At 61.7% G+C, this 21,520-nt stretch carries 21 protein-coding genes, 1 tRNA gene and 2 pseudogenes; 15 read left to right on the top strand and 9 right to left on the bottom strand.

The window, feature by feature from the left end; genetic code table 11:
* The first annotated feature begins 75 nt into the window (after positions 1-75).
* The 8 genes and pseudogenes from AC3CB8_RS27760 (at position 76) to fghA (ending at position 7,895) form a co-directional block, all read left to right on the top strand.
* Complete coding sequence (locus AC3CB8_RS27760) at positions 76-1,644, top strand: putative B6 ABC transporter ATP-binding protein (protein WP_023770380.1); 1,569 nt, start codon at positions 76-78, stop codon at positions 1,642-1,644.
* Complete coding sequence (locus AC3CB8_RS27755; RefSeq protein ID WP_023770379.1) at positions 1,641-2,738, top strand: putative B6 ABC transporter permease subunit 2; 1,098 nt, start codon at positions 1,641-1,643, stop codon at positions 2,736-2,738. Before AC3CB8_RS27760 ends, AC3CB8_RS27755 begins: the two co-directional genes overlap by 4 nt.
* A 3-nt stretch (positions 2,739-2,741) precedes the next feature.
* Positions 2,742-3,677, top strand: a complete 936-nt coding sequence (locus tag AC3CB8_RS27750; protein ID WP_352547732.1) for a putative B6 ABC transporter permease subunit 1 — start codon at positions 2,742-2,744, stop codon at positions 3,675-3,677.
* 48 nt (positions 3,678-3,725) lie between these two features.
* Positions 3,726-4,532: a 4-pyridoxolactonase gene (pldA, locus tag AC3CB8_RS27745; protein WP_023770377.1), complete on the top strand. Its 807-nt coding sequence runs from the start codon at positions 3,726-3,728 to the stop codon at positions 4,530-4,532.
* Positions 4,533-4,559: 27 nt separating this feature from the next.
* Positions 4,560-5,738 (top strand): pyridoxamine--pyruvate transaminase, encoded by a 1,179-nt coding sequence (gene ppaT, locus AC3CB8_RS27740; RefSeq protein ID WP_352563760.1) that lies wholly within the window; start codon positions 4,560-4,562, stop codon positions 5,736-5,738.
* A gap of 38 nt (positions 5,739-5,776) precedes the next feature.
* The gene (pldH, locus tag AC3CB8_RS27735) at positions 5,777-6,523 is read left to right on the top strand and encodes a pyridoxal 4-dehydrogenase, SDR-type (RefSeq protein WP_023770375.1); all 747 of its coding nucleotides are present in this window, start codon (positions 5,777-5,779) and stop codon (positions 6,521-6,523) included.
* 63 nt (positions 6,524-6,586) lie between these two features.
* A pseudogene (locus AC3CB8_RS27730) lies at positions 6,587-6,908 on the top strand (hypothetical protein); the annotation flags it as partial.
* Between the two features lie 150 nt (positions 6,909-7,058).
* Positions 7,059-7,895 (top strand): S-formylglutathione hydrolase, encoded by an 837-nt coding sequence (fghA, locus tag AC3CB8_RS27725; RefSeq protein WP_023781367.1) that lies wholly within the window; start codon positions 7,059-7,061, stop codon positions 7,893-7,895.
* 524 nt (positions 7,896-8,419) lie between these two features.
* Here the strand turns inward: fghA and AC3CB8_RS27720 are convergent.
* A complete protein-coding gene (locus tag AC3CB8_RS27720) occupies positions 8,420-8,683 on the bottom strand; it encodes a DUF982 domain-containing protein (RefSeq protein ID WP_156939343.1) in 264 nt (87 codons plus the stop codon).
* 319 nt (positions 8,684-9,002) lie between these two features.
* On the opposite strand from AC3CB8_RS27720, the gene AC3CB8_RS27715 reads away from it, so the two are divergent.
* Entirely contained in the window at positions 9,003-9,743 is a 741-nt protein-coding gene (locus AC3CB8_RS27715; protein ID WP_084056166.1) for a hypothetical protein, read from the top strand.
* 1,408 nt (positions 9,744-11,151) lie between these two features.
* Here AC3CB8_RS27715 and AC3CB8_RS27710 read toward each other — a convergent pair.
* Together AC3CB8_RS27710 and AC3CB8_RS27705 are read right to left on the bottom strand one after the other, a co-directional pair.
* The gene (locus AC3CB8_RS27710; RefSeq protein WP_023770371.1) at positions 11,152-11,586 is read right to left on the bottom strand and encodes a hypothetical protein; all 435 of its coding nucleotides are present in this window, start codon (positions 11,584-11,586) and stop codon (positions 11,152-11,154) included.
* Between the two features lie 379 nt (positions 11,587-11,965).
* Entirely contained in the window at positions 11,966-12,622 is a 657-nt protein-coding gene (locus tag AC3CB8_RS27705; RefSeq protein ID WP_023770370.1) for an outer membrane protein, read from the bottom strand.
* A gap of 469 nt (positions 12,623-13,091) precedes the next feature.
* Between AC3CB8_RS27705 and AC3CB8_RS27700 the strand changes: the two genes are divergently transcribed.
* Positions 13,092-13,337, top strand: a complete 246-nt coding sequence (locus tag AC3CB8_RS27700) for a hypothetical protein (protein WP_245273805.1) — start codon at positions 13,092-13,094, stop codon at positions 13,335-13,337.
* Between the two features lie 720 nt (positions 13,338-14,057).
* Here the strand turns inward: AC3CB8_RS27700 and AC3CB8_RS27695 are convergent.
* Positions 14,058-14,134, bottom strand: a tRNA-Met gene (locus AC3CB8_RS27695).
* Between the two features lie 239 nt (positions 14,135-14,373).
* On the opposite strand from AC3CB8_RS27695, the gene AC3CB8_RS27690 reads away from it, so the two are divergent.
* Positions 14,374-15,339 (top strand): Gfo/Idh/MocA family protein, encoded by a 966-nt coding sequence (locus AC3CB8_RS27690; protein ID WP_023770367.1) that lies wholly within the window; start codon positions 14,374-14,376, stop codon positions 15,337-15,339.
* 61 nt (positions 15,340-15,400) lie between these two features.
* Here the strand turns inward: AC3CB8_RS27690 and mnmA are convergent, their stop codons facing one another.
* Complete coding sequence (gene mnmA, locus AC3CB8_RS27685; protein WP_023770366.1) at positions 15,401-16,591, bottom strand: tRNA 2-thiouridine(34) synthase MnmA; 1,191 nt, start codon at positions 16,589-16,591, stop codon at positions 15,401-15,403.
* A gap of 283 nt (positions 16,592-16,874) precedes the next feature.
* Here mnmA and sciP point away from each other — a divergent pair, with 283 nt between their 5' ends.
* The gene (gene sciP / locus AC3CB8_RS27680; RefSeq protein ID WP_006203587.1) at positions 16,875-17,150 is read left to right on the top strand and encodes a CtrA inhibitor SciP; all 276 of its coding nucleotides are present in this window, start codon (positions 16,875-16,877) and stop codon (positions 17,148-17,150) included.
* Between the two features lie 61 nt (positions 17,151-17,211).
* On the opposite strand, the pseudogene AC3CB8_RS27675 reads toward sciP, so the two are convergent.
* Positions 17,212-17,403, bottom strand: a pseudogene (locus tag AC3CB8_RS27675) (zinc-binding dehydrogenase); the annotation flags it as partial.
* A gap of 26 nt (positions 17,404-17,429) precedes the next feature.
* Between AC3CB8_RS27675 and AC3CB8_RS27670 the strand changes: the two are divergent.
* Positions 17,430-17,597 (top strand): winged helix-turn-helix transcriptional regulator, encoded by a 168-nt coding sequence (locus AC3CB8_RS27670; RefSeq protein ID WP_352595589.1) that lies wholly within the window; start codon positions 17,430-17,432, stop codon positions 17,595-17,597.
* A 104-nt stretch (positions 17,598-17,701) separates the two neighbouring features.
* Here the strand turns inward: AC3CB8_RS27670 and AC3CB8_RS27665 are convergent, their stop codons facing one another.
* A complete protein-coding gene (locus AC3CB8_RS27665; RefSeq protein ID WP_023770364.1) occupies positions 17,702-18,079 on the bottom strand; it encodes a flagellar export protein FliJ in 378 nt (125 codons plus the stop codon).
* A 450-nt stretch (positions 18,080-18,529) separates the two neighbouring features.
* On the opposite strand from AC3CB8_RS27665, the gene ctrA reads away from it, so the two are divergent.
* The gene (gene ctrA, locus AC3CB8_RS27660; protein WP_006203583.1) at positions 18,530-19,225 is read left to right on the top strand and encodes a response regulator transcription factor CtrA; all 696 of its coding nucleotides are present in this window, start codon (positions 18,530-18,532) and stop codon (positions 19,223-19,225) included.
* A gap of 121 nt (positions 19,226-19,346) precedes the next feature.
* Here the strand turns inward: ctrA and AC3CB8_RS27655 are convergent, their stop codons facing one another.
* The gene (locus AC3CB8_RS27655) at positions 19,347-19,715 is read right to left on the bottom strand and encodes a response regulator (RefSeq protein ID WP_023770363.1); all 369 of its coding nucleotides are present in this window, start codon (positions 19,713-19,715) and stop codon (positions 19,347-19,349) included.
* Positions 19,716-19,961: 246 nt separating this feature from the next.
* Positions 19,962-20,591: a histidine phosphotransferase ChpT gene (gene chpT, locus AC3CB8_RS27650; protein ID WP_023770362.1), complete on the bottom strand. Its 630-nt coding sequence runs from the start codon at positions 20,589-20,591 to the stop codon at positions 19,962-19,964.
* 386 nt (positions 20,592-20,977) lie between these two features.
* Here chpT and AC3CB8_RS27645 point away from each other — a divergent pair, with 386 nt between their 5' ends.
* Positions 20,978-21,514 carry a DUF1134 domain-containing protein gene (locus tag AC3CB8_RS27645; RefSeq protein WP_224530344.1) on the top strand — a complete coding sequence of 179 codons (537 nt, stop codon included), beginning with the start codon at positions 20,978-20,980 and terminating at the stop codon, positions 21,512-21,514.
* The last annotated feature ends 6 nt before the right edge of the window (positions 21,515-21,520 follow it).

Raw genomic sequence — 21,520 nt, 5'->3', positions numbered from 1 at the left:
CGATCAGAAGTCGACTGCCGGAGGGGCGATCGGTCCGCCCCTCCGGACCATTCCCGTTTCCAGTGCTGGGCTTTCATGAGCAGTCGTTCTTCATCGTCCCTCGACAGCCGCGACATCGTCGCGCTTGAAGGCGTGACCAAACGCTTTCCCGGCATTATCGCCAACGACAGCATCGACCTGTCGATCCGCCCTGGCGAGGTGCATGTGCTGCTCGGTGAGAACGGCGCGGGAAAATCCACCTTGATCGGCATGCTGTCTGGCCTGCAGCAGCCGGACGAGGGGCGCATCCTTGTCGACGGCAAACCGACGCCGATCACGTCGCCGCGCCATGCGCTGGCGCTTGGCATCGGAACGGTGTTCCAGCACATGATGCTGGTGCCCACCCTGACGGTCGCCGAGAACCTGCTTCTTGGCGGGCCCTGGTGGCAGCGCCCCAGGACCGAAGAGCTTGCGGCCCGCGTCGCCGAGATCACCAGCAGCCTCGGCATCACGGTAAAACTGCATGCCAAGGTTTCGGAACTTTCGCTGGGTGAGCAGCAGCAGGTCGAAATCCTGCGCGCCATGGTGCGCAACAGCCGACTGCTGATCCTCGACGAATCCACCTCGATGCTGACGCCGAAGGGGATCGAGGAACTTGGCGCGCTGATGCGCCGCCTCGTCGAACAGGGTTTGGCTATCGTCTTCATCACCCATAAGCTCAAGGAGGCGGCCGCTTTCGGCGACCGCATCTCGGTTCTCAAGCTCGGTCGCAAGGTGGGCGAGATCCCGCCCGAGCGGTTTCGCGCACACGACGAGCAGGAGATCATTTCCGAGATCGTGGAGTTGATGTTCGGCAAGCAGGAGGACGATCCCGAAGCGGTCGAACGTCCGCCCCGCGCGGTCGATGCCAGTGCCGCGCCTCTGCTTCAGGTCGCGGATCTTACGGTCGCGCCGACCGACAATGCACCCGGCCTGTCGTCGATCTCCTTCGACATTCGCCCGGGCGAGATACTCGGCATCGCGGGAATTGATGGCAACGGCCAGAAACAACTGGCGGAAGCCTTGGCCGGTCAACGGGCGGCGACCAGCGGCTCGGTCCGGCTGGAGGGCATCGCCATCGAAGCGCTGAGTGTCGGCGAACGCCGCCAGCGCGGCCTTCGCTACCTGACCGACGACCGGCTGGGCGAGGGCACCGTCGGCACGTTCCCGGTCTCCATCAACTTCTTCCTCAAGCAGGTCGGGGCGGCGCCCTTCTGGCGCAGCGGCGTCGAGCAGCGCGCCGAGATCGACAGGCGTGCCGCCGAGCTCGTGCGCGAATACGATGTGCGCACGCCAAGCTTGAAGACGCCCGTTGCGCGGCTCTCCGGCGGCAATATCCAGAAGGTGCTGCTGGCGCGGGAACTGGCTGAAGGCGCGAAGGTGGTGATCTTCAACAAGCCGACCTATGGGCTCGATCTTGCCAACACACTGGCTTCGCGCCAGCGCATCCGCGACACGGCGGCGCGGGGCCTCGCCGTACTCTTGATCTCCACCGACCTCGAGGAACTGCTCAGCATGTGCGACCGTATCGCCGTCATTGCCAATGGCGCGCTGGTCGGCGCCGTGGCGAATGCCGACGACGTCCGTACCAGGGTCGGCCGCCTGATGATCGGACTTGCCGCATGAGCATCGACACAGCACCCACCGGCGGCGCCACCGCACTCGATGCCACAAGCGCCGCCGCCACGCGGCGAGACATAGTGCGCCGGCTGCTGATGACGCTTGGGCCGATCCTTGCCGCTCTCGTCATCGCCGGCTGCATCCTGCTTGCCGTCGGTGTCGACCCGCTCGCTTACTATGGCTACGTGCTGGAAAAAGGCCTGTTCTCGCCGCTCGGCATCCAGCAGACGCTGACGCGCATGGCGCCACTGCTGTTTCTCGCCGCCGGCCTGATCGTGGCCTTCCGTGCGGGCATGTGGAATCTCGGCGGGGACGGCCAGTTCCTGCTCGGCGCGGTCACGGCGGCGGCCAGTGCTCCGGTGCTGGTGCAGGTCATGCCAGCCTGGCTGGCGTTGTTCTGCGCGTTCCTGATCGCAATGGTGGTCGCCATGATCTGGTCGCTGGTGCCGGCGCTGCTGCGCGCCTATCAGGGTGTCAACGAGATCATCACCACGCTGATGATGACGTTCCTCGGCACGTCGCTCGCCAACGTGCTGGTCAAGCTGGTGTTTCGCGATCCCGGCACGACCGTGCCGCAGACCCGCACGCTGCCGGTGGAAGACCGGCTTCCGCGCCTGTTCGAAACCACCATTACCAGTGGCCTGCTGCTCGGCCTGGCGGCAATCATCATCGTGCACCTGGTGATGACGCGAACGGCATTTGGGCTGAAATTGCGGATCGTCGGCGCCAATCCGCGCGCCGCGGTTCATGCGGGGCTGGGCGTGCCCGGCCTGACGATTGCCGTCTTTGCCATTTCCGCCGGGCTCGCCGGCCTTGCCGGCGCCGTCGACATCATCGGCGTGCAAGGCAATGTTCGCGCCGACTGGAATCCAGCCTATGGGCTGGCGGTCATTCCGGCCGTGTTTCTCGCCCGCATGAACGGCTTTGCCGCGATTGGCTTCGTGTTTCTGCTTTCCGTGCTGTCGATCGGCGGCGAGAGCGCGGCGCGGCGGCTTGGCGTGCCCAATCACTTCACGCTGGTGCTGGTCTCCATCGTGCTGATCGTGCTCGCCTTGGCCGAATATGTCGATCACCGCTATCATCAGTCGAGAAAGGCGTAGGGCATGACCGGGCTCTTCAGCGAAGTCTTTCTCAGCGCATTGCTGTTTGGCGCCGTCACGGCCGCTATCCCGCTGCTGCTTGCCGGGCTTGGCGAGCAGATGTCGGAAAAGGCCGGCGTGCTCAACATCGGCATCGAGGGCATGATGCTGGCCGGCGCCTATCTCGGCTTCGTCGGCGCGTTCTATTCGGGATCGCTGTGGCTGGGCTTCCTCACTGGCGCTGCGGGTGGCATCGCGGTAGCGCTGATCATGGCGCTGCTTTGCGTGCGCATCGGGCTGAACCAGATCGTCATCGGCATCGCGCTGACGCTTGGTCTCGAAGGCCTGACGGCGCTGCTCCATCATTTCCAGTTCTCGCGCAGCTATCCCCGCCTGCCGGCGGCGGACGCAACCGTCATTCCGCTGCTGTCCGACATTCCGGTGATCGGCCCGGCCTTGTTCAGGCATCACCTGATCGTCTACCTGGCGGTCGCCCTGGTGTTCGCCATGAGCTACCTTTACCGCCGCACGCAGCTCGGTCTCAATCTGCAGGCAGCGGGCGACAAGCCGGCCGCCCTCGATGTCGCCGGCATCGACGTCATCAGGACACGCACCGCCGCCGTGCTGACGACCGGCGCGCTGGCTGGGCTTGGCGGCGCCTATCTCGCCAATGTCGGAGCTGGCCTGTTCATTCCGTTCATCACCAACGGCGCCGGCTTCCTCGGCATCGTGCTGGCCATGCTGGCGCGGGGACGGCCGATCTGGGTGCTGTTCGGCGCTCTTCTGTTCGGCGTGTGTCTGTCGCTGACGACGGCCATGCAGGTGGCCGGCATCAACATACCGACCGATGTCATCCAGATGCTGCCCTTCCTGGCGGTGATGATCATGCTGGTGCTGTTCGGGCGGCGAGCCAGCCTGCCTGCGGCACTGGGCATTCCATACGAGCGCGGCGCGCGCTGAGAAAAACCAGACGCGCGGATGAACCCGCGCCGGAAAAAGGAGGCAACAATGTCGGATACCAAGGTCTACCTGCTCGACGGCGGCTCGCTTGTCCTCGACGGCTATCATGTGTTCTGGAACCGCGGCCCAGGCGGCGAAGTGCGCTTCCCTGTCTATTCGATCCTGATCGAGCATGCCGAGGGCCGCTTCCTCATCGATACCGGCTATGACTACGACCACGTCATGAAGGTGCTGCCCTTCGAGAAGCCGATCCAGGAAAAGCACCAGACCATTCCCGGCGCGCTGGCGCTGCTCGGGCTGGAGCCGAAGGACATTGACGTCGTCGTCAACTCGCACTTCCATTTCGACCATTGCGGCGGCAACAAGTATTTTCCGCATGCCAAGAAGATCTGCCACCGTTCGGAGGTGCCGCAGGCCTGCAATCCGCAGCCCTTCGAACATCTCGGCTATTCGGACCTCAGCTTCTCGGCCGAGGCCGCCGAAGCGCGCGGCGCGACCGCCCAGCTGCTGGAAGGCACGACACGCGCCAACTCAACTTTCGAGGGGATAGACGGCGACGTCGAGCTTGCCAAAGGGGTCAGGCTGATCTCGACCCCCGGCCACTCGATCGGCCATTACAGCCTTCTGGTCGAGTTTCCCAAGCGCAAGCCGATCATGTTCACGATCGACGCCGCCTACACGCAGAAGAGCCTGGAAACGCTTTGCCAGGCGGCCTTCCATATCGACCCGGTCGCGGGCGTCAATTCGATGCGCAGGGTGAAGAAACTTGCCGAGGATCACGGCGCCGAGCTGATGTACTCGCACGACATGGACAACTTCAAGACCTACAAAACCGGCACACAGTTCTACGGCTGATCGCCGCCAATCCCGGAGACCAAGACCATGCGCTATCCCGATCACGCGGATCCGGTCCTCACGCTGACGGCGGGGCCAGTCAATGCCTATGCCGAGGTGCTGCGGGGCCTCGGCCGCACGGTGCTCTACGACTATGACCCGGCCTTCCAGCTCTTCTACGAGAGGGTCGTCGACAAGGCTCAAAAAGCGATGCGGCTTTCCAACAAGCCGGTCATCCTGCACGGAGAGCCGGTGCTGGGTCTCGAGGCGGCGGCGGCGTCGCTGATCACATCGGACGACGTCGTGCTCAACCTTGCCTCGGGCGTCTACGGCAAGGGGTTCGGCTATTGGGCGAAGCGCTATTCACCGCATCTCCTCGAAATCGAAGTGCCCTACAATGAGGCGATCGACCCACAGGCGGTTGCCGCCATGCTGAAGGCGCATCCGGAAATCACTGTCGTCTCCGTCTGCCATCATGACACCCCGTCGGGCACGATCAACCCGATCGATGCCATCGGCGCGCTGGTGTCGGCGCATGGCGGCTACCTGATCGTCGATGCCGTCTCGTCTTTCGGTGGCATGAAGACGCATCCGGAGGACTGCAAGGCGGATATCTATGTGACCGGCCCGGGCAAATGTCTTGGCGCGCCGCCGGCGCTTACGATCATGGGCGTCAGCGACCGCGCCTGGGCCAAGATGAGGGCCAACAAGGCGGCGCCCCGGGCCTCGATGCTGAGCATCGTCGACTGGGAGAACGCCTGGTCGCGTGACAAGCCATTCCCCTTCACGCCCTCGGTGGCCGAAGTGAACGGCCTCGATGTGGCGCTCGATCTTTATCTCAACGAGGGGCCGGAAGCGGTTTGGGCGCGCCATGCACTGACGGCCAAGGCGATGCGGGCCGGCGTCGTCGCCATGGGCCTGTCGATCTGGGCCGCCAGCGATGCAATCGCCTCGCCGAGCACCACGGCCGTTCGCACACCCCATGGTGTCGACGAGAAAGCACTTCGCCAGGCAGCGCGCGCCCGCTACGGCGTGGTGTTTTCGTCGGGTCGCGGGGAAACTTTGGGGAAGCTTACACGCATCGGCCATATGGGCCCGACGGCACAGCCGATCTATGCGATCGCGGCGCTGACGGCGCTTGGCGGCGCCATGAACGCGGCTGGCCAGAAGCTTGCTGTCGGCAAGGGCATAGACGCGGCGCTCGCGGTGATCGACGCCGACGCCTGAACAGACATCAACAGACTACGCATCGAGGGAGAAATTTCATGACTGAACGGCTTGCGGGAAAGACGGCGCTGGTGACGGGGGCGGCACAGGGCATCGGCAAGGCGATCGCGGCGCGGCTGGCGGCCGACGGCGCGACTGTCATCGTCAGCGACATCAATGCCAAGGGCGCCAAGGCCGCGGCCGCCGAAATCGGCGGCAAGGCGAAGGCGATTGCAGCCGATATCGCCGATCCGGCCTCGGTGAAAGCGCTGTTTGGCGAGATACAGTCGCTCACCGGCGGCGTCGACATCGTGGTCAACAATGCCAGCATCGTGCCGTTCGTCGCCTGGGACGATGTCGACCTCGACCATTGGCGCAAGATCATCGACGTCAACCTGACGGGAACCTTCATCGTCACCCGCGCGGCGACCGACCAGATGCGGGCGGCGGGAAAGGCCGGACGCGTGATCAGCATCGCCTCCAACACCTTCTTCGCCGGCACGCCGAACATGGCGGCCTATGTCGCGGCCAAGGGCGGCGTCATCGGCTTCACCCGGGCGCTGGCCACCGAGCTTGGCAAGTACAACATCACGGCCAATGCGGTGACACCCGGCCTGATCGAGAGCGATGGCGTCAAGGCGAGCCCGCACAACGAGGCGTTCGGCTTCGTCGAGATGCTGCAGGCGATGAAGGGCAAGGGCCAGCCCGAACATATCGCCGATGTCGTGTCGTTCCTGGCCAGCGAGGACGCCCGCTGGATCACCGGCCAGACGTTGAATGTCGACGCCGGGATGATCAGGCACTAAGGGCAATCGCAGATTTAGCGATGTTTCGGTAGCGAGATCGCGTTACCGCCCTTCCCACCCTCTTCGAACCGTCCGTTCCGGCTTCGCTGCTACCGCCTGAGCGCCCACAACCACGCCTGCGGCTGCACCAAAATGCTGGAAGCCGAAGGTGCTGTATCCTCGGTGACGGCGGTCGCCGGCACCGGCGATGTCACCGACACCGAGAGAGGCGACAAGCTCACGCGGCAGGCTGAGGACGATCGGGCTGGAGCCTTATGACTGCCTCAATCCGGGCCTGATGGACTACATCGCCACCTGGACGGCCAAGAAGTCGGCGCCCTGCCGGCCTAGAATGGCCGGCCATCGAAACGTCTGGCTTTTCGTTGGCCCCCAGCCTCCCGGCTAGGTCAGCGTGTCCCAAAGCCTTGCGTCTACCGGCGGCGTTATCAGGGTGCACCTCGATAACGCCGCCGGGACTGATTAGCGGCGCGCGGTTGCGAGCGATGCATCCGGCCGCTATGCCGGGCCGGGATCTCTTGACGAGAAGGCAGAGCTGATGAAAGTTGTTTCCACGTCCAAGTCGCATGGCGGCGTGCAAGGTGTTTATTCGCACGCTTCCGAAGCCTGCGCCTGCGACATGACCTTTGCCGTCTTCGTGCCGCCGCAGGCCAAGGATGGGCCGCTGCCGGTGCTTTGGTATCTGTCGGGCCTCACCTGCACTCATGCCAATGTCATGGACAAGGGCGAATACCGGGGCATGGCGGCCGAGCTCGGACTGATCGTGGTCTGCCCGGACACAAGCCCACGCGGCGAGGGCGTGGCCGACGAAAAGGATAATTGGCAGTTCGGCTCGGGCGCCGGCTTCTATGTCGACGCGACGCAGCAGCCATTCGCCGGGAACTACCGGATGTACTCCTATATCGTCGACGAGCTGCCGGCCCTGATCGCCAGCCAGTTCCCCGCCGACATGGAGCGCCAGTCGATTTTTGGCCACTCCATGGGCGGGCATGGCGCGCTGACCATCGCGCTGAAGAACTCCGAGCACTTCAGAAGTTGCTCGGCGTTCGCGCCGATCGTTCAGCCGATGACGGCAGACTGGTCGCGACCGGCTCTGGAAAAATATCTCGGCAAGGACGAGAAATCCTGGCGCGCCTACGACGCAACAGCGCTGATCGAAGACGGGCACCGCTTCGGCGAATTCCTGGTCGATCAGGGCACCGCCGATGGCTTCCTCAAGGACGGCCTGCGGCCATGGCTTCTCGAAGACGTCTGCAAGAAGTCCGGCATCGCGCTCACTTTGCGCATGCAGGAAGGCTACGATCACTCCTATAATTTCATCTCGACCTTCATGGACGACCATTTGAAATGGCACGCCGCGCGCCTTGCCAAGTAGGAGCACGCCAGGGGCCATCACTCCGTCAGGATCGAGTTCGAGTCCGGCAAACCATACGCGGTGTCGGCCCTCCATCGGCTACGTCGCTGGACAGCCTGTAGCCTTTGTTAGCGCGCACGCCGCGCGGCGACATGCCGAACTGTTCGGATATCTGCCGCTGGGTGGCGAGGTGATGCGGTCGCTGGCGCGGGATCCGCAGGGCAAGAGCCTGAGCACGCCGATGCTGAGACGGCGGCGCGGAAATTCGCCGCGAACTCGATCGTTAGGCGCTCAAACGGGTATGGCTGCGTGGATAACAAACCAAGCCACCTTCCGCCCAAGCTCATTAGATATCTGAGAACATTGTAGAAATTGGTGGCGGGAGAGGCGGCAGGTGCTTCAGCGGCCGGCTGCTGGCCAACGTTCGGCATAACCTTGGTCGGCCCGCGCTTTTCTGCCGAGGGGCGCGGGCTTCCGGGGTCGCAGGGCGCGCGCTCAAACCGAGCGCGGCAACTGGCGATCCTGGGCATGGATGGCCAGCACGTCTAGGCGCTTGAGCGCCTCACTCGGCTGATCTGACCAACCATGTCCTGATCCCTCGCGGCTTTGACAAAGGCTGCAAACGCGACGGATTGCCGGCAGGTTCCTGCCTGAGCCTCCTCCAGCAAACGCAATGCCTGTCGATAAGAATGCAAGTTCTTGTTCTTCCATTCGCCATTCATTGCCGCTCTGGCTTCGGCCACCGACGAGATGGCCGTCGTCGTTTGGAGGTTCATAAATGCAATCCGCACAGGCAGGAAAGCGCTCAATGTCAATCCTCCTTGACGGCGATAGGCCCTGCAAACTTTTCAGGCCGAGATTGGTTGCAGTAGCCGCTCTTTTTTGTTGCAGACCGGCTGTCGCTCGCCTCCGAGATGGTGATTGCCCACAGTTGACAGGACTGGCTCTCGCAAGGCGATTTGCCGCCGCCTTCGCTGTGAATCTCATTAAGAGTTTAGCGGTCGCCTTCACTGCTGATAAGCTGTGTTCCCAGTAAACACGGCTGTGTTGCACCCGAATTGCTCTCTGCATCGTTGCTAATGCACAGTCAACATTCCGACTGTCGAGGCAACGCAACAGGAGAGTATCATGAAGCCTTTCATGAAGACCTTCGCCAGAACTCTGGCTAGCAGTGCTTTCATTATTTCCTTGTCGCTTCCAGTGACCGCCGGCGGCCTAAGCGTCGGTGCAGGTGCTTCCGTGGGTGGTAGCGGCGGTGTGAATGCGGGTGTCGGAGCATCGGTTGGTGGCTCGGGCGGCGTCAACGCTGGTTTGGGTGCTTCAGTCGGCGGGGCGAGTGGCGTCAACGCTGGCGTTGGAGCATCGGTGGGCGGCAGCAATGGCATTGCTGCTGGCGCTGGCGCGACGGTGGGCGGCCCAAAGGTCTTAAAGGCCCGACTTGGCGCAACAGTGGGAGGTCCCACCACCCTGAGGGCTGGTGCAGGTGCGTCGGTTGGCGGCGCGAGTGGCGTCAGAGCCGGTCTTGGAGCATCGGTCGGTGGCAATAGTGGTGTCAGTGCCGGCGCGGGTGCCAACGTTGGCGGTGCTGGTGGCGTGACTGCCGGGCTCGGCGCAGATGTCGGCGGAACCAGCGGCATCGGCACCGGCATAGGCCTGGGGGTCGGTGGGGTCACCACTCCAAGCAATCCGTCCAATCCGTCGAACCCGAGCAACCCTTCCACCCCAACCACGCACCTGACAGCCGTCGTGGCTCAAATGTCGGATAGCAAGGTTGCTCGTATGAAAAAGCGCTGCGCTGACGTACTCAGCAGCGAAAGCACCTATGACCGCGACCTGCGCCAGCTCTGTCTGTTGATCGCTCGCCGATAGGCACACCACACGCAGGGCCTTATCAGCACTCTCCAAAGCCTTGCGAAGAGCCCGCTGCCGAAAGGTGGCGGGCTTTTTGTTTCGGGCGTGCTAACCAGGAACGCATGTCATGCGGATCGTTCTGTTCGCAATCGCGGTGCTGCTCTTCATGGCAAGCGGCTTTTGGTGGCGGTCGAACTCCTGATCGCTGGCGGTTGACAGACAGCGCAGACGCAAGGCATTTTCTCTCCCAGGAAAACGCGGGGAGCACCATTTGAAAAAGCAATACGAAAAGCCAGAACTGAAGAAGCCGGAGCGCTTGGGCAGCATCGCAGCAGCCCTGGTCATCCTATCCGGCCCGAGCGCGGTCTGACCCGATCGATAATGCAATCAATTAGGCCCGCTGGCTCCGGTCAGCGGGCTTTTTCACGTGCGGGAACATTGTCCCGTAGGAAGGTTAAACCATACGGTGGTCGATTCCCTCCGGGATGTAGCCACTCCATAAGGAGGCCCGTCGCCGGAGCGCGCGCGGCGGGCTTTCTTAATGCTGTTTCATCGCGGCGCACGCAACCCGGATTCATGGATAGCTAATTTAGCTGCGGAACATATATCAGAGACCAAGGTTCGGGAGCGGGCCGTCCCTCTCCAGCGGCCTTCCCAAGTCACCTGCCCGCTGGCCGAGCCAGCGGGCTTTTTCGGACGGGTCTCGTAGGCCAACCATTCTATTCGAAATCGTGGTGCTGCTGTTCTAGGCGAGCGGTTTTTGCCGCCTATCAGGCAACTGGAATATGGATGGACCAAGCCCTTGACGCTAGGCGCACGCCGCTGGCAGCGGTGCTGGAACAGGGCATAGGCGCTTCCCGAACGGGCGCGACAAACGAGAGACCGGGCTGGAGGGTCAACCCGCGCGATTGCTGTAAGTCTTCCTTACGGAGCGGCCCGCGGCCTCGACTACAGTTCGCATCCTGTTGCGCAGGGCGATATTGTCGGCCAGCATTTTTTCAGAGCGTTCGATTGCGAGCTCAGTCCGGCTAATGCGCTGTTCCAACGCCAATGTGTCGACTTTGTCGGGTTTCGTGCTGTTCATCATTAGGTGTTAACTCACTGCATACCGGTTCGTTCCGAGTTTCAGGCTGCGGCGACTCGCTTGCCGCCGAACTGGTGACGCAGTTTCATCGCGGCACAGTTTCGAGTGCACCGAATTGCATCCTATCCTCGGCCCGGGTCACCAACGCCCGGGCAGTCCCTTGATTCATCCCTAGGGACGCCCGCCGCTGCCGTGAATGGGGCGGCGGGCAATTTGCCGCAAAGGTCACGTCGTCAATCTCATTGCTCGGCGTCCAACCTCGCATTGACACGGAGAAGAACTTGAGATTTTCAGGTTGGGTGCCGGTCCGCGCGACACTGGGGACTAACCTCCCGTACTTTGTTATTTCCGCTTTGGGAATTCGATCACCTTCGCCTCAGGCTGCGGCTCCAGCGGCTCGTGCCCCGGCTCTTCATGCCAGATAACTTGCCGCAGATCGCGCATGTCGACCTTTTGACCGCAACTCGGGCAAGCATAGAAATGGTCTCGCTCATCCCGCACCGGGGCGCCGTGCAGTTTGCCGGGGAGTGGCGGGCCAAGGTCGGTGAGCTCATTCCGTTCCAAGAGGTCTAGGCGCTGATCGGGTCCGGCCAAGCTGTACTCGTATACGGCGGTTTGCTCTTCATGATCACCCAGAACCAATGGTCCTGCAGTGCCCTCGGCGAGACCCTTTGGCTCTGGCGTCGCTTCGGCGGCCTTCATGGGATCGTTCTCCACCACGATGCCCAATGACACGACCGTGTCGCCGTAGATCTCTTCCACCTGATACTTCGTCATTTGGGTGCTCAGCGACCCCTGAGGTTCTTCGCCTCACGTTCCAGCGTGTCGCGGTCGTTGCCGTACTTCGCGATCCATCCGAGAACGGCTGTGGAAGCGTGTGCAGGAGCGTGCCGGGCCGCCTCCGAAAGGGTTGAAGCGGCCCGGACGCAATGGGTGAAGTCGGGCCTTATCGGCCGTGTGAAGCACTTGCGCGGCGAGGAGGACCTACGCCATGCGTCAATGCAGGATTTTCGAGGATGGCGGTCGGTAAGGAGTATCGCGCCTGCGCACAGGCGAGCAAGCATGCGCCATATCGCGACGAACACTCACGCAAGGGATCACAAAAAGAAAAAGCCCCGGCGGTGTGCCGGGGCCATCTATCGTGCTTGCCGACGTACTAGAACTTGTAGTTCAGACCGACGCGAACGGTGTGGAAGGGGACTTTGACGTCAACACCACCCAAACCGCCGGGGTTGAACGTCTCTTTACCCAGGTCCGTGTAAAGATACTCAGACTTGAACGACCAATTGTTGGTGATGGCGTATTCAGCGCCCGCGCCAACGGTCCAGCCGACCCTGGTCTTGGACAAGTCGAGCCCAGGGGCAGAAATCTTTTCGTGACCGTAGGCCAAGCCGCCAGTGCCATAGACCATGAAACGATCGACGGGCGTGTAGCCAAGGCGAGCACGCACCGTGCCGAACCAGTCAACCTTTGTTTCGAGACCACCGGGGCCGCCGAAAGATAGGTCGGCCTTAATGTCGGAACCCTGGAAGTCGGCTTCGACGCCGTAGACGAATTGGCCAACCTGCCAGTTGTAACCGGCCTGAACGCCGCCCAGGAAGCCGCTCGCATCAATGTCGATCGAGCCAGGGGCGCCGCCAGAAGGAGCAAGATTAAACGTGCCAAAACCGCCGCCTGCGTTCACGCCGATGTAAGCGCCAGTCCAGTCAAAAGAGGCAGCAACCGGTACAGGCTCCGAGACTATGGCATCGGCCGCATAAGCGCTGCCGGACACTACGGCCAGAATGGTGGTCGCAAGCAGAATGGTTTTCATGGAAAAGCCCCTTCGATCGAATGCAGTTAGCAGCCTAGTACCTTCCTTCAGAGGCGTAGCCAACCCGGATTCTAGTAGCGTTCGGCAAACAGTCCGGCGCGTTGCAGCTGCGCAACACTCTACAACTTGCAACTGCGCCAATCGCAACCCCCGCTAGGTCTGCCGCTATCCTCCTCACAGGTACCGCTCAACGTCTGCCTTGTGCTCGAAACAGAACCAGTGCTGTTCTTGACGCGGCCGGGCAAAGCCAAAGCCGGCATGCCTGCCGCATCCATCATGCTCGCAGCCATGACCGAGTACCCTGGCGCTCGCGCGGTGCCGCCGTTGTGCCTTCGGCAAGCTTTATCGGTTCGTCACTCATCCGCGGATAGACTCCACAGGACGGCTTGACGAACAAGGAATTTGTTCCTTTTCTGTTCTCATGGCGCACGATCCGATCGACACGCTGGGTAAGGCGGCCCGGCACAATATGCTTGTGAAAGTGGAATGCAACTGCGGCAATGTCCGCTACTGCGGATCAGCCGATCTCATGATGGTCTATGGCGGCGGCATCGATCCCATGAAGCTGAAATTCGACTGCAACCGGTGCAAGCCATCGATCAAGATCACGCTCCTCGAGGTCCATCCCGAGCACCTTCCCAAGAGGCTGATGATCCACAAGCCGATGAAGGTAGATGGCAAGATCACCTGGTACACCGAAAGGTTCCGGGGATGAGCGAGCGCCTGAAGGTTCGTCTCGCATATCAACGCGGCTGGCAGGTGGTCGACGGCAGCACCATCGTGGATACCTTCGAGACCAAGGAAGACGCGTTCCGCTACATGGTCGACCGCGGCGCTTGCGTGTGTCTGACTTGGCGGGGCACCGGGCCTTTTTATCGGAAACCGTCAGGGGAGAACATGTCAAAACACCTTGCTACGCTTTTAGCAAGGCAACGCTACGGTATGCTTAAATCAAGGCGGGACAGAACGGCAGCAAACCGGCCCAAACGCCGGAAAGGCCGGGCTTGTAGGGCAGGCGATGGTACAAAGCGGGACGGCCACAAGCGAATTTCAAGACCGGTGCCTTAACCGTTCGGCCCAACCGGGTCTGCTGCCGGCCTTTGCGCCTTCAAGGCCTCATCGGCTGCGAGTGTAGCTGACGTTGAAGCGGATCCAGCGCAGATGTCTGGATGATCCTGATGCACTGGTGCGAGCGACGGAGGGACCGGCCTTTCGGCCGATCAGGCCATTCGCGCAATCAACTCCTCGACGCCGGTCGATTGCGTTTCACATTGTTCCTCGCCACGCGTCGCGTTTCATGTCGCGTCGACTTGCCGAGAGTCGTAGGAAACCCTTGGAAATCAACGGTAACCGATTGCAACATGACGCCACATGAAAGCGGCCAGCTAAGAAGACCAGCGCTCTGTCAAATCGTTGGGTTCGTTGCAGAAAGTAATGGTAGCGGGAGAGGGACTTGAACCCCCGACCCCAGGATTATGATTCCCGTGCTCTAACCAACTGAGCTACCCCGCCAGGGCGGCGACAGACCCGAAAATCCGCCTTAAATCGAAAGGCATTTCGAGGCGTTCGCCAAGGTCGCGCGGATATAAGGTTGGGAGGGCGAGCCTGTCAAGCTTCGATGCATTCGACATCGGGGCTATTCTCGACGGGGAAAAGCTTTGCCGCACGAACAGCTGGTTGGCGCCGCCGGGGTTGAGTTCGACGGGGCACGTCGCTATGTCTCGGCCACGAGTTTTTAGAGTTTGAAACAGATGAAGCCGCGCATTGCAGTCCTCGGTTGCGGATACTGGGGCTCCAACCACATCCGCACCCTCAAGGCGCTCGGCGCATTGCACGCGGTTTCCGACACCAATCGAGCTCGCGCCGAAGGCTTCGCCAGCGAACAGGACTGCCTGGCGATCGAGCCGGACCAACTGTTCGTCCGCGATGACATCGACGCCATCATCATGGCCTTGCCGCCGCAGTTCCATGCCGATCTCGCCGTGCGCGCCGTCGAGAACGGCAAGGACGTGCTGGTGGAAAAGCCGATCGCGCTGACGGTGGCCGATGCCGAGCGTTCGGTTCAGGCGGCCAAGGACAATGGGCGCGTGTTCATGGTCGGCCATGTCCTGCGTTTCCATCCTGCCTTCGAGACGTTGAAAGGGCTGATCGACAAGGGCGAGCTCGGCGAGGTCCGCTACATCCATTCGCACCGGCTGGGGCTCGGCAAGTTCCATACCGAGAACGATGCGCTATGGGACCTGGCGCCGCACGATCTGTCGATGATCCTGGCCATCACTGGCACCGAGCCGATCGAGGTGCGCGGGGAGGGAGCGGCACTCCTCGACAATCTCAGCGATTTCGCGCATCTGCACATGCGCTTTCCCAACGGACTGCGCAGCCATCTTTTCACGTCGCGGCTCAACCCCTATCGCGAGCGGCGGCTGACCGTGGTCGGCACCAAGGCGATGGCGGTGTTCGACGATGTCGAGCCATGGGAGCGCAAGCTTGCGGTCTACCGCCACGCCGTGTGGCAGGACAGCGGCCAGTGGGCATTCACCACCAATGAGCCGTCCTATGTCGCGGTTGCCCAGGGCATGCCGCTGACGCGCGAGCTGGAGCACTTCATCCACTGTATCGAAACGCGTGCCGAACCGCGCACCAGCGGCGAGGAAGCGATCAGGGTGCTGCGCATCCTGACGGCTGGCACCGTCACCCACACCAAATCCACGGCCTGAGGGGGAAGGCTAGGTCGTACTCCTGGTACGTCGCACTCCTGGCACGGCGGGCCGGGGAGAGCTACTCGGCGGGAACTTGCGCCGGCTTCGCGGCCAGCCGGCTCAGCATCGCTTCGGCTTCGGCGCCGCGCTCGGAGCGCACGATGAAGCCGCCGCCGAAGACACGGGCCTCGTTGCCGTCGTCCGAATAGAGCACGCAGGCCTGTCCAGGCGCGATGCCGGATTCACCGTCGGCCAATTCGACCGAGGCCACACCTGCCTCGTGACGCAGCACGGCCGGCCGTGGCGGCCTGGTCGAGCGCACCTTGGCGAACAGCTCGATACCGCTGGCGGGCACATCGGCGAGGCCTCCGTCTCCCAGCCAGTTCATGTTGCGCAGATAGATCTTGTGCGTCTCCAGCGCCTCGCGCGGGCCGACCACGACACGGGCGCGCTCGGCGTCGAGATGGACGACATAGAGCGGTTCGCCGGACGCGATGCCGATGCCACGGCGCTGGCCGATCGTGTAGCGCAAAATGCCCTCGTGGCGACCGAGCACGCGGCCGTCGATATGAACGATGTCGCCCGGGTTAGCCGCGGTCGGCTTCAGCTTGGCGATGATGTCGGAATATTTGCCCTGCGGCACGAAGCAGATGTCCTGGCTGTCCTGCTTGGCGGCGACCGTCAGCCCCATCTCCTCGGCGATGGCTCGAACCTGGGGCTTCGACAGGCCGCCGAGCGGAAAGCGCAGATAGTCGATCTGCGCCTGCGTGGTGGCGAACAGGAAGTAGCTCTGGTCGCGGTCGGCATCGACCGGCCGGTAAAGCGCCCGGTGGGCGCCATTGGCGCCGGAGCGGATGTAGTGGCCAGTGGCCAGCGCGTCGGCGCCGAGATCCTTGGCCGTGGCCAGGAGATCGGCGAACTTGACCGTCTGGTTGCAGGAAACGCAAGGAATGGGGGTTTCGCCGGCGACATAGCTCTCGGCGAAGGGATCGATGACCGCCTTGCGGAACCGCTCCTCGTAATCGAGCACATAATGGGGAATACCCAGCGTCTCGGAAACGCGGCGGGCATCGTCGATGTCCTGGCCGGCGCAGCATGAGCCGGCCCGATGCGTTGCCGCACCATGGTCGTAGAGCTGCAAGGTGACGCCGACGACATCGTAGCCCTCGCGCTTCAACAAGCCGGCGACCACCGATGAATCGACGCCGCCCGACATGGCGACGACGACGCGGGTCTCTTCGGGACGTCTGGGAAGGTCGAGACTGTTCATGGTGCTTTCATTTCGCGGCAGCTCAAATGCCAATGTCGAGAATATAGGTCAAGCTTTCATGCGGCGCCAGCTTGCAGGACGACACCGGCGTGGCGGACGCTGTGAGGCACACATTTCTCCCGGCTAAAACAGGGCTTCCGGCCGTATATTTCAAATGCCCGCTAAAAGACTAACGCGGCGTTCACGATCCTTACCTAGTCATTAGGGTCTGCTTAGGCAATTTTTAAAGCTGTGGCGGTAACGTGGCGGGGATTGGGTCTTTGAGTTTTTTGTAGAGAGTACGATGACCGATCTGGTTAGACCTAGAGTCAAATATGTTATCGGGCCTGACGGCAGCCCTCTCACGATTGCCGATCTGCCGCCGACGAACACTCGTCGCTGGGTTATCCGGCGCAAGGCGGAGGTGGTTGCAGCGGTGCGCGGCGGGCTTTTGAGCCTTGAAGAGGCATGCCAGCGCTACAAGCTGACCACGGAGGAATTCCTGTCCTGGCAGGCGTCGATCGACGAATATGGCCTTGCCGGGCTGCGCACCACGCGTATCCAGCAATACCGGCACTAGCCCGGTCTCACCACAAACAAAGGGCGCGGCATGCCGCGCCCTTTGCTGTCAGTGTCGCCGCTCAGACCGTCAGCGCTACCTTGCCGATCGGCTTGGTGGCGAGAAAGGCGTGGGCGGCTCCCGCCTGGTCGAGCGGAAAGGTCCTGGCCACATGGACGACAAGCTTTTGCGCCTCGATCAAACGGGCGAGCGCCAGCAGGCCCTCGCGGTCGGGCACCGCCCACATGCGTTCGACCCTGATATTACGCGAGCTGGCGTCGGCGCGCGTGGCGGCGCGAAATCTATCCGGTCATTCCGCCACGCGTCGAATATGAACTGACCGAACTCAGCCATAACCTGGCCGGACTGCTTACCCAGATCAGATCATGGGCGGAGCAGCATGCGCCTGGTATCAGGGATGCCCGGGCAAGGGCGAGCGCCAGAAATGAGGAGGATTGGGCGGCCTAGGTCTTGCGTGCCAGCAACGCTTTCGCGGCGGCTTTCTGTTGCCGGTTCAGGCTGTCGCCCGACAGGGCTCGCTTGCGCGCCAGATAGCGCCGATGTCGGCCGACTCAGCCGATCATGGCGCTGCGGCCGCCTGTTTCGGCCTCGCGGACCTTGGTATCGCGTGATTCCAGCATCTCAGCCTTGGAAAGCTCCGCTTCAGCTTCGCCGAGTAATGATTCGGCGGCGCTTCGCTGCTGGGCGAGGTCGCCTTGCGAGTTCCTGAGATTGTCGCGGCGCAGGCGCGCCGCCTTGGCGAAGGTCGGATAGGCGAAATGATTGATATCCGTGATGCCGGCTTTCTTTTCCTCGGCGGTGATCTGAAGCTCCAATTCGACGGCCATGCGCTCGAACTCGGCGATCATCATGTCGAGCTGCAACAGCTGGCGCCGCTTCTCATTCACCTGAAATTGCTTCAGCCGAACGAGGTTTTCACGTGACTTCATGATTCGGTACTCCCGGAAACGCACATCCGCACATATCGTCCAAACCACCTGGAAAGGTCCAAGCGCTGCCCGTATCCACCGGCTTTCCCCGCACTATGGGAAACAAAACCCTAAAGTTTTTTGCCGACGGTAACCATTCGTTTACGGGCATTGTTAATCATACGGGTCAGGGCTTAAGGCCGGGTAAAAATTCCGGCCGCCGAAGCGAAGCCGCGTCGATGAGTCCCTGGAGTCACTTAGTCCAGGTAATTAATGTGCTGCATTAGGAATTTGGTCTGTGATTCGTTATTGGATTCAAGAGGGTGTAGAAAGGGGTTAAAAAATCTGATACCGTATTGGACGGGAAATTAGGTTTTGTTAACCATTCGATGGCAGCCTCTGCACAAGGCAACCACTGCTCCGGGACAGGACGGGTCGTGAAATGGTCCGGCGGCAGAAAAGGGGAATTAAATGCGTGTTCTGCTGATAGAAGATGACAGTGCAACCGCACAAAGCATCGAGCTGATGCTGAAATCGGAAAGTTTCAACGTCTATACGACAGACCTCGGCGAAGAGGGTGTCGATCTAGGCAAGCTGTACGACTACGACATCATCCTTCTCGATCTCAACCTGCCCGACATGTCCGGCTACGAGGTCCTGAGAACGCTTCGCCTCTCCAAGGTAAAGACGCCCATCCTCATCCTCTCCGGCATGGCCGGCATCGAGGACAAGGTACGCGGCCTAGGCTTCGGCGCTGACGACTACATGACCAAGCCGTTCCACAAGGACGAGCTGGTCGCGCGCATCCACGCCATCGTGCGCCGCTCGAAGGGACACGCCCAGTCGGTGATCACCACGGGCGACCTGGTGGTCAACCTCGATGCCAAGACCGTCGAAGTCGGCGGCCAGCGCGTGCACCTCACCGGCAAGGAATACCAGATGCTGGAGCTGCTCTCGCTGCGCAAGGGCACCACGCTCACCAAGGAGATGTTCCTGAACCATCTCTATGGCGGCATGGATGAGCCGGAATTGAAGATCATCGACGTTTTCATCTGCAAGCTGCGCAAGAAGCTCGACGCCGCGTCCGGGGGCCAGAACTACATCGAGACTGTCTGGGGTCGCGGCTATGTGCTGCGCGAACCGGAAGATATCCGCGTCAGCGCCTGAGCGCAGTCGGCAGCGCACTTCTAAAAAACCCGGCTTGGCCGGGTTTTTGTATTGTGGACCATCATTTGTTTTTGCGTGCCGACGACAGACCTCCGCGCGGTTTGCCTGGAACGGCTTCCGTTCAGGCAGCGATTTTCAAGGCGCGAAAACGTTCGAGCAGTTGCGGGCGATTGAAGGGCTTCAACAGATAGCCCTGGGCGCCGGCGCGCTTGGCTCGCATGATCGACGCGATATCGAGTTCGACCAGCGAGATCAGGATCTGTGGCCTGATCGGGCTCTCCATGGCGCGCACGCGCCGGATGAGGTCGACCGCCTGCACGTCCGGCAAGGCGCCGTCGATGACGATGATGTCGGGCATGTCGGCGGCGCACATCTCCAGTGCGTCAAGCCCGCTGGCCGCCTCGATGACAGTCATGTCGGAACCGCCCAGGATGCGTTTTGCAACCTTCCTGATGACGCTTGAATCGTCGACAAACATGCAGCGCTTCATTTCCGCGTCCTCTTTGCCGTTGGGCGATCCGGTCGTGCGGGGCATCTACGGCGCAGCCTAGACCGATCTGGTAAAGAAGCCGAAAAGCCGTTAGGTAAAATTTTTGCAAAGATGCCGTTCGGCGGGTTTTTCCTTGCGGATGTTTCGGTGTTGACGAGCGGGCAAAGGTCACCGCGCCGCGATTGCGTCGTCAATGAGTATTTCAGACTGAAATACTTTATTCGGTCGCGCTGCCGGCTCCGATTTTCAGGCCACTGAGAGGACGATTTCTTCAGGCGTAGCGTGGATCGAAATCGTCATGTTGGCCTCGCGGGCCAACAGCAGCGTGTAATAAGGTTGCACCGAATGCGCGTCGATCGGCTCTTCCGGCTTGTGGCCGGAATGCAGTTCGAGGAATTTCGGCGGAACACGCAGCATCGGACCGCTTGCGGAAAGCGAAAAACGCGGCTCGGTTTCGAGATTCTCAAGCGTCACGACCAGTTTGCCGCCGCGCGGAATGGCGGCATTGGCGACCAGCAGCAGGTTGAGCAGCAGCTTGACCTTGTTCTTGGGCAGCAGCGCGCGGGTTCCCTTCCAGACCAATTCCGGCTTTTCGTTCTTGAGGAAGGCAATGGCGACGGCCTCGGCATCTCCGGTGTCGATCATCATGCCCGCAGAGCCGGCCGCACCGAAGGCGATTCGGGCAAATTGCAAACGGGCCGAAGCGTTTTTTGCACTCTGACGGATGAGCCGCATGGCGTCTTCGTCGGCACCGCCCTCGTCGAGCAGTTCAAGCCCGTTGTTGATCGCGCCGACCGGCGAGATGATGTCGTGGCAGACCCGACTGCACAAAAGCGCCGCCAGGTCGGGAGCGGTAAGGGTGAACAGATCGGCCATCGGCGAAATCCCTGCAAAATCTTCAAGTTGACGGCCGAGCGGTCGATCTTCGCGCCTGCCCACACGAATCACGCTTCAACCCAAGGCTTTCTGAATACACAGCGCCCGCGCGTGCAGCAACAAATCCAAAATTGTCGTCGTGGCATATGGCGCGTTCACGCAGGCTGCGTGTCCCTCGAGCGGCCAGGAGCCTTCGAACCGCCATCTTCATGTGGGAATTTAATGGTTGAAAAAGGATTACGGCATAGTTTGCCCCTAACAGTCATCCTTAACGGCCGCCTAAAAAGAGCCGCACGGATGCGAGGCGTCGGCGAAAGTGCTTCATGACGGAGATTGGAAGCATGTTTTCCCGAATCTATGACCGGAGTTTTTTCCGTGTCCTCTCAATGGCGATCGCGCTCATGGGCGTTCTCGTCTTCTCGACATCGCCCCTGCGGGCGCAGGAGTACACCGCTCAGGAGATTGTCGATTCCGGCCACAAGTTCTTCGGCGCGACGTCGGGCGGGTTGGCCACCGTCGTGGAGAAGATTTTCGCCTCCTACGGTCTGCCCAATGGCTACCTGCTTGGGGAGGAGGGATCCGGTGCGCTGATCGGCGGCCTGACCTATGGGGAAGGTACGCTCTACACCAAGAATGCCGGCGATCACAAAGTGTTCTGGCAAGGCCCGTCGCTGGGCTGGGATTTCGGCGGCGAGGGGTCACGCGTGATGATGCTGGTCTACAATCTCGACGATGTCGGTAACCTTTATAATCGCTATGGCGGCGTCGCCGGATCGGCCTATGTGGTGGCGGGCGTCGGCTTCAACGTGCTGAAGAACAACAATGTGCTGCTGGTGCCGATCCGTACCGGCGTCGGCGCCCGGCTCGGCGTCAATCTGGGCTACCTGAAACTGACCGAGCGGGCGACCTGGAACCCGTTCTGATCCGGC

Source organism: Mesorhizobium sp. P160927 (genome assembly GCF_057766385.1).
The sequence above is the reverse complement of the archived record's forward strand: the minus strand, read 5'-3'. Positions and strand labels throughout refer to the sequence as shown.

Bases quoted from the DNA above. Each gene is read 5' to 3' on its own strand.
- AC3CB8_RS27655 (WP_023770363.1), bottom strand. From the start codon at position 19,715: ATGAAGCGCTGCATGTTTGTCGACGATTCAAGCGTCATCAGGAAGGTT.
- ppaT (WP_352563760.1), top strand. From the start codon at position 4,560: ATGCGCTATCCCGATCACGCGGATCCGGTCCTCACGCTGACGGCGGGG.
- mnmA (WP_023770366.1), bottom strand. From the start codon at position 16,591: ATGAACAGTCTCGACCTTCCCAGACGTCCCGAAGAGACCCGCGTCGTC.
- pldH (WP_023770375.1), top strand. From the start codon at position 5,777: ATGACTGAACGGCTTGCGGGAAAGACGGCGCTGGTGACGGGGGCGGCA.
- AC3CB8_RS27690 (WP_023770367.1), top strand. From the start codon at position 14,374: ATGAAGCCGCGCATTGCAGTCCTCGGTTGCGGATACTGGGGCTCCAAC.
- AC3CB8_RS27715 (WP_084056166.1), top strand. From the start codon at position 9,003: ATGAAGCCTTTCATGAAGACCTTCGCCAGAACTCTGGCTAGCAGTGCT.
- sciP (WP_006203587.1), top strand. From the start codon at position 16,875: ATGACCGATCTGGTTAGACCTAGAGTCAAATATGTTATCGGGCCTGAC.
- AC3CB8_RS27755 (WP_023770379.1), top strand. From the start codon at position 1,641: ATGAGCATCGACACAGCACCCACCGGCGGCGCCACCGCACTCGATGCC.
- AC3CB8_RS27700 (WP_245273805.1), top strand. From the start codon at position 13,092: ATGCTTGTGAAAGTGGAATGCAACTGCGGCAATGTCCGCTACTGCGGA.
- chpT (WP_023770362.1), bottom strand. From the start codon at position 20,591: ATGGCCGATCTGTTCACCCTTACCGCTCCCGACCTGGCGGCGCTTTTG.
- AC3CB8_RS27710 (WP_023770371.1), bottom strand. From the start codon at position 11,586: ATGACGAAGTATCAGGTGGAAGAGATCTACGGCGACACGGTCGTGTCA.
- fghA (WP_023781367.1), top strand. From the start codon at position 7,059: ATGAAAGTTGTTTCCACGTCCAAGTCGCATGGCGGCGTGCAAGGTGTT.
- AC3CB8_RS27645 (WP_224530344.1), top strand. From the start codon at position 20,978: ATGGCGATCGCGCTCATGGGCGTTCTCGTCTTCTCGACATCGCCCCTG.
- ctrA (WP_006203583.1), top strand. From the start codon at position 18,530: ATGCGTGTTCTGCTGATAGAAGATGACAGTGCAACCGCACAAAGCATC.
- AC3CB8_RS27760 (WP_023770380.1), top strand. From the start codon at position 76: ATGAGCAGTCGTTCTTCATCGTCCCTCGACAGCCGCGACATCGTCGCG.
- pldA (WP_023770377.1), top strand. From the start codon at position 3,726: ATGTCGGATACCAAGGTCTACCTGCTCGACGGCGGCTCGCTTGTCCTC.
- AC3CB8_RS27750 (WP_352547732.1), top strand. From the start codon at position 2,742: ATGACCGGGCTCTTCAGCGAAGTCTTTCTCAGCGCATTGCTGTTTGGC.
- AC3CB8_RS27665 (WP_023770364.1), bottom strand. From the start codon at position 18,079: ATGAAGTCACGTGAAAACCTCGTTCGGCTGAAGCAATTTCAGGTGAAT.
- AC3CB8_RS27705 (WP_023770370.1), bottom strand. From the start codon at position 12,622: ATGAAAACCATTCTGCTTGCGACCACCATTCTGGCCGTAGTGTCCGGC.